7 protein-coding genes are annotated in these 6,317 nt (G+C 76.1%); all 7 read left to right on the top strand.

The features are described from left to right. Positions 1-6: 6 nt before the first annotated feature. The gene (locus tag K1J50_RS18210) at positions 7-420 is read left to right on the top strand and encodes a dihydroneopterin aldolase (protein ID WP_220119177.1); all 414 of its coding nucleotides are present in this window, start codon (positions 7-9) and stop codon (positions 418-420) included. Between the two features lie 298 nt (positions 421-718). Then, positions 719-2,632 carry an excinuclease ABC subunit UvrC gene (gene uvrC / locus K1J50_RS18205; RefSeq protein ID WP_220119176.1) on the top strand — a complete coding sequence of 638 codons (1,914 nt, stop codon included), beginning with the start codon at positions 719-721 and terminating at the stop codon, positions 2,630-2,632. 29 nt (positions 2,633-2,661) lie between these two features. After that, positions 2,662-3,297 (top strand): CDP-diacylglycerol--glycerol-3-phosphate 3-phosphatidyltransferase, encoded by a 636-nt coding sequence (pgsA, locus tag K1J50_RS18200; RefSeq protein WP_220119175.1) that lies wholly within the window; start codon positions 2,662-2,664, stop codon positions 3,295-3,297. Positions 3,298-3,413: 116 nt separating this feature from the next. Continuing rightward, the gene (locus tag K1J50_RS18195; RefSeq protein ID WP_220119174.1) at positions 3,414-4,085 is read left to right on the top strand and encodes a hypothetical protein; all 672 of its coding nucleotides are present in this window, start codon (positions 3,414-3,416) and stop codon (positions 4,083-4,085) included. Between the two features lie 78 nt (positions 4,086-4,163). Continuing rightward, positions 4,164-4,415: a molybdopterin converting factor subunit 1 gene (gene moaD / locus K1J50_RS18190; protein ID WP_220119173.1), complete on the top strand. Its 252-nt coding sequence runs from the start codon at positions 4,164-4,166 to the stop codon at positions 4,413-4,415. Positions 4,416-4,423: 8 nt separating this feature from the next. After that, positions 4,424-4,927 (top strand): molybdenum cofactor biosynthesis protein MoaE, encoded by a 504-nt coding sequence (locus K1J50_RS18185; RefSeq protein ID WP_220119172.1) that lies wholly within the window; start codon positions 4,424-4,426, stop codon positions 4,925-4,927. After that, on the top strand, positions 4,924-6,317 hold a 1,394-nt coding region (locus tag K1J50_RS18180; protein WP_220119171.1), incomplete at its 3' end, for a hypothetical protein. The genes K1J50_RS18185 and K1J50_RS18180, both read left to right, overlap by 4 nt.

Genomic DNA, 6,317 nt, shown 5'->3' with positions numbered 1-6,317 from the left:
GCCGGAGTGAGCGGCGACGCCGGCGCCTTCGCGCCCGACGCGGGGCGCGGCCTGCGCCTCGTCTTCGTGCGCGGGCTCGAGGTGCGCGCGCTCCTCGGCGTCCACCCGCACGAGCAGCGCGCGCCGCAGCGGGTGCGGATCGGCATCGAAGCCGCCGTCGAGGACGACGCCGCGCCCGACCGCGTCGGCCCCGACCGCCTCGCGCGGGTGGTGGACTACGGCCGGCTCGCCGAGGCGGCGCGGCGCGTCGCGACCGAGGGCCACGTGCGGCTCGCGGAGACCCTGGCGGAGCGCATCGCGCTCGCGGTGCTGGCCGACCCCCGGGTGCGGGCGGCGCGGGTGACGGTCGAGAAGCCGGACGCCTTCGCCGATGCCGACTCGGTCGGCGTAACGGTCGAGCGACAGCGGCGACGCCCCTAGAACGGTTCGCCGCGGAACTTGTCCACCGCGCGCACGACTGCGCGAGCGGCGCGGAATGCGTCAAGGCGGAGATTGTTCTTGACGCCTCGGGGGAGTGATCCGCAGCGGCAATTTATCGATAAATCAATGACTTGAAAATCGGAGTCCCCGATTGCCCAAAAATGCGGCAGTTGAATGTGACCGGCTTATGACGGGCATTAGGCGACGCTATCGCGGCGTCCTTCCACAGAGTTTTCCACAGCTTCGGTGGACAAGCCCGGGCCTTGAGCGCGCTCCCGCCCGGCCATAGGTCAGGGCCATGGCAGAGGTGAACGAAGCGGGCACGAGGCGGCGCGACGCCGCGCCCGTCCTGGAAGGCGTGCGGGTGATCGAGAGCGCCCTGCCGGCCCTGCCGCTCGCCCCCGGCGTCTATCGCATGCTCGATGCCCGCGGCGAGGCGCTCTACGTCGGCAAGGCGCGCGCGCTGCGCAAGCGCGTCGCCGCCTACACCCAGATCGGCCGCCTGCCCGAGCGGCTGCGCCGCATGGTGCACGAGACGCGCAGCCTCGAGGTGGTGACCACCGCCTCCGAGGCCGAGGCGCTGCTGCTCGAGGCCAACCTGATCAAGCGCCTGCGCCCGCGCTACAACATCGTGCTGCGGGACGACAAGTCCTACCCCTGGCTGGTGCTGACCGAGGACCACCCCTTCCCGCAGATCGCCAAGCACCGCGGCGAGCGCCGCAAGGGCGCGAGCTACTTCGGCCCCTTCGCCTCCGCCTGGGCGGTCAACCAGACGCTCGCCGCCCTGCAGCGCGTCTTCCTGCTCCGCTCCTGCCGCGACACGGTGTTCGAGAGCCGCGACCGGCCCTGCCTCCTCCACCAGATCCGGCGCTGCTCGGCGCCCTGCGTCGGGCGCATCTCGCGCGAGGACTACGCGGCGCTGGTGCGCGAGGCGAAGGAGTTCCTCTCCGGCGGCACGCCGTCCATCCAGAGGCGGCTGGCAGCGGAGATGGAGGCGGCGGCGGAGCGCCTCGAATTCGAGCGCGCCGCCGCCCTGCGCGACCGCATCCGCGCCCTCACCCACGTGCAGGGGCACGACCGCATCAACATGGAGGGGGTGGGGGATGCGGACGTGGTCGCGCTCTGCCAGCTCGCCGGCCAGTCCGCGGTGCAGGTGTTCTTCTTCCGCGGCGGCCGCAACTACGGCAACCGCGCCTTCTTCCTCGGCCACGCCCGGGGCGACCAGGCGGAAGGGGAGGTGCTGCAGAGCTTCGTCGCCCAGCTCTACGACGACCTGCCGCCGCCGCCGCTGGTCCTGCTCAGCCACGCGCTGCCGGAGCAGGCGCTGGTGGCCGAGGCGCTCTCCACCCGCGCCGGCCGCAGGGTCGAGCTGCACCGCCCGCAGCGCGGCGACAAGCGCGCCGCCGTCGAGCACGCCCTGACCAACGCGCGCGAGGCGCTCGAGCGCCGCCTGGCCGAGGGCACCGCGCAGGCGGCGCTGCTCGAGGGGGTGGCGAAGGCGTTCGGGCTCCCCGCCCCGCCGGCGCGGATCGAGGTCTACGACAACAGCCACATCCGGGGCGCCAACGCCTACGGGGTGATGATCGCCGCCGGCCCCGAGGGCTTCCTCAAGAGCGCCTACCGCAAGTTCGGCATCCGGGGGCCGGTCGCGCCGGGCGACGACTTCGCCATGATGCGCGAGGTGTTCGAGCGCCGCTTCGGCCGCGCCGTGAAGGAGGATCCGCGGCGCGAATCGGGCGCCTGGCCCGACCTGGTGCTGATCGACGGCGGCCTCGGCCAGCTCAACGCGGCGCGCGCCGCGCTGGACGCGCTCGGCTGCGGCGACATCGCCCTGGTCGCCATCGCCAAGGGGCCGGACCGCGACGCCGGGCGCGAGTGGTTCCACCAGCCGGGGCGCGAACCGTTCCAGCTCCCGCCGCGCGATCCGGTGCTCTACTACCTGCAGCGCCTGCGCGACGAGGCGCACCGCTTCGCCGTCAGCGCGCATCGCGCCGGCCGCTCGCGGTCGCTGGTGCGGAGCGAGCTCGACGAGGTGCCGGGGGTCGGGCCGGCGACCAGGCGCGCGCTGCTGAACCATTTCGGCTCGGTCCGCGGGGTCAAGCAGGCCGGCCTCGCCGATCTCGAGAACTGCCCCGGCATCGGGCCGGCGCTGGCGCGGCGCATCCACGAGCATTTCCACCCCGGCGCCGCAGCGGCTAGAACCCCGGCCTGAACCGCTCCCGAACGTCGCCGATCCGCCCCGTGCCGACCGACCTGCCCAACCTCCTCACCCTCTCGCGGATCGCGGCGATCCCGCTCATGGTGCTGTTCGCCGCCCTGCAGCGGCCCTGGGCCGACCTCGCCGCCTGCGCCGTGTTCTCGGCGGCCGCGATCACCGACTACTTCGACGGCAGGATCGCGCGGCAGCGGCGGCAGATCAGCCCCTTCGGCCGCATGCTCGACCCGATCGCCGACAAGCTGCTGGTGGGCGCGGCGCTGATGCTGCTCGCCGCGCACGGCCGGCTCTCGGCCTACGGTCTGTATCCCGCGATCGTGATCCTGCTGCGCGAGATCCTGGTCTCCGGCCTGCGCGAGTTCCTCGCCGGGCTCCGGGTCGGGCTGCCGGTGACGCGGCTGGCGAAGTGGAAGACCGGCGTCCAGATGGCCGCGCTCGGCACGCTGCTCGCCGGCGATTCGGGCGCGGGGGTGATCCTCCTCGATCTCCTCCCCATCTCGCTCATCGGCGAGGCGATGCTGTGGACCGCGGCGGGGCTGACCCTGGTGACGGGCTGGGACTACCTGCTCGCCGGGCTGCGCTACGCCGCGGGCGAGCGGGGCCGGGCGGCGGCGGCCGCGGCGCTCGCCGAGGCCTCCGATCCGGCCGCGCCGCGGCCTTGAGGCGACGCCACCGGTGGCGCATGGTGCGGACTGGCAGGGAACGGGCGCGGCGGCGAGCGCCGAGGTCCGGAAAGGCCGACGGGAGCGCAGGCGGCATGACCGGCACGGATGCAGCGATGCGAAGGGCGGAACCGGCGCGGACAACCGGGCGGGGCGCCCTCGCCGCCTGCGCGCTGGCGGCGCTGTCCGCGCTCGCCCTGCCGGGCTGCGCCGCGCTCGACGTCACGCCGCCCTGGAGCTTCGCGGGCGCGCGGGTGGCGGATACCACGGACAGCCTGACCGTGCGGCGCATCACGGGCGGCGCCGCGGCCGACGACGCGGCCCAGCCCCTGGTGCCGGAACCGGGCGACATCTGGCCGCGGGGCGAGTCGCCGCGGGTCACGCTCGCCGACCCGGAGGAGGTGCTGCGCGGCATCCCCCCCTACGAGCCCGGCGGCGCGGCGCGCGGGCAGGCGGCGCCGCCCGCGGCGGAGCCCTCCGCCCCGCCCCCGCGCCGGCGGCCGTCGCGCGGCTCCTCCTCCGCCCCGCCGGCGCCGCCCGAGCCGCGGGCCGAGCTCCGCGTGCCGGCGGAGCCCCCGGCCCTGCCGGTGACGCCGCCGCCGGAGCGGGCCGACGGGCGCGTCATTCCCTATCCGGGCGGCCATGCGGTCACGACGGGCGGGACCGACCGCTACCAGACCTTCAACGAGCCCGGCACGGCCGGGGGCGGCATCGCCCTGCGCGACGGCCCGGTGATGACCCTGATCGGGCCCGACGGGCGCGCGCGGGTGGTGCCGGCGCCCCGGTGAGGAAGCCTCCGATGCCGCCGGGAGCGGAACCGCGCCGCCGCCGGGGGCCGGCGCACAGGGGGCGGTAAGGGAACCGCGATGCGCGTGCTCTACTTCGCCTGGCTGCGGCAGAAGGTCGGCCTCGCCGAGGAGGAGGCCGCGCCGCCGCCGGAGGTGCGCGACGTGGCCGGCCTGATGCGCTGGCTCGCCGCGCGCAGCCCGGGCCATGCCGCCGCCTTCGCCGATCCGCGCCAGGTGCGCGCCGCGGTGAACCAGGAGTTCGCCAGCCCCGACACGCCGGTCGCGCCGGACGACGAGGTGGCGTTCTTCCCCCCGGTGACCGGAGGCTGAGGCGGGCCATGGCGACGGTACGGGTGCAGGAGGCGCCGTTCGACCTGGCGCAGGAGACCGCGGCGCTCGCCGCGGGACGCGCCGATGCCGGCGCGGTGGCGAGCTTCCTCGGCATCTGCCGCGCCGACGACGGGCTCGCCGCGATGGTGCTCGAGCACTACCCGGCGATGACCGAGCGCGCGCTCGCGCGCATCGCCGCGGAGGCGGAGGCGCGCTGGCCGCTCACCGGCTGCACGGTGATCCACCGCGTCGGGCGGATCCTTCCGGGCGAGCCGATCGTGCTGGTGCTGACCGCGAGCGCGCACCGCGCCGCGGCGCTCGAGAGCTGCGCCTTCCTCATCGACTGGCTGAAGACCAAGGCGCCGTTCTGGAAGTGCGAGGAGTTCGCGGACGGCGCGCGGCGCTGGGTCGCGGCGCGGGCGGAAGACGAGGCGGCGGCGGCGCGCTGGGTCGCGGCGGCCGCGGATGCGCCGGCGCGCCGCCGGCGGGAACCGGAACGCACGACCGGATGATCCCGCCGCCCTCGCGGTCGCGCGCGGGCGGCGCCCTCCTCGCGGTGCCTGCCGGCGCCGCGCTGCTGGTCTGGCCGGCCTTCCTGAACGGCTACCCGATCGTCTTCAGCGACACCGGGGCGTTCCTGGCGCAGACCCTGGTGCCGCTGATGATCTGGGACAAGCCGTACGTGTACGGCCCGTTCCTGCACCTGTTCCATCAGCGCCTCACGCTCTGGGGCCCGCTCGCCGCGCAGGGGCTGATCCTCTCCCACCTGCTGTGGGTGACGCAGCGCGCCGTGCGCGGCGGCATCTCGCCGCTCGGGCACCTGGCGCTCGCGGCGGCGCTGGCGGCGCTCACCGGCGCGCCCTGGACGGCGGCCTTCCTGATGCCGGACCTGTTCGCGCCGGTGACGGTGCTCTGCCTGGCCCTGCTCGGCCTCGCGCGCGAGCGGCTCGGGCGCGGCGAGGCGTGGTATCTCGGCGCGCTCGCCACCCTCGCGATCGCGTCGCATCTCGCGCATCTCGTCGTCGCGGCCGGCGTGATCGCGGCCGTGTTCGCGCTGACCCGGTGCCGGGCGCGGCCCGCGCTGCGCGCGGCGGCGCCGCTCGGCGCGGCGCTCGCACTGCTGGTCGCGAGCAACGCGATCGGGCATGGGCGGCCCGCGGTCTCGCCCTACGGCGCGACCTTCCTGCTCGCGCGGCTGCAGCAGGACGGGCCGGCGACGCGCACGCTGCGCGCGCTCTGCCCCGGCGCGGGCTGGCGGCTCTGCGGCTTCCTCGACCGCCTGCCGATGGATTCGGACGAGTTCCTGTGGTCGCCCGAAAGCCCGCTCTACCGCGAGCCGGACGGCGCGCCCCTGCCGGGCGGCGTTCCCGGCGGCGCGCGCATGGCGCCGGAGGCGCGGGCGATCCTGGCCGCGACGCTGCGGCGCGAGCCGCTCGGCGTGGCGGCGGCGATGCTGCGCAACACGCTGCGGCAGCTGCTCGCCGCGCGGGTCGGCGACACCCTGCACGACCGGTTCCTCACCCTGATCCCCGGGCGCGAGATCGCCGCGCATTTCCCGGCGCGCGAGCTGGCGGCCTTCCACGCCGGGGCGCAGAAGCGCGGCGCGCTGGAGGCGCTGGCGGCGCCGTTCCTCGCGCCGCATCTGCCGGTGCTGGGCCTCGCCGCGCTGCTGGCGCCGCTGGCGCTGTGGCGTGCGGCGACGCGGCCGGGCGACCGGCTCCGGCTCGGGCTGCTGGCCTGCGTGCTGGCGGGGCTGCTCGCCAATGCCTTCGCCACCGGCGCGCTGAGCGGGCCGCACGACCGCTACCAGGCGCGCATCGCCTGGCTGCTGCCGCTGGCGGTCGGGCTCGCGCTCTGGCCGGCGGCCCTCGCGCGGCGCGGCGCGGCGGGTGAGGCGGCCTG

Source organism: Caldovatus aquaticus, assembly GCF_019458025.1.
In the GTDB taxonomy this organism is placed as follows: Bacteria; Pseudomonadota; Alphaproteobacteria; order Acetobacterales; family Acetobacteraceae; genus Caldovatus; species Caldovatus aquaticus.
Note: the sequence above shows the minus strand (reverse complement) of the source record. Positions and strands in the feature narration are given on the sequence as shown.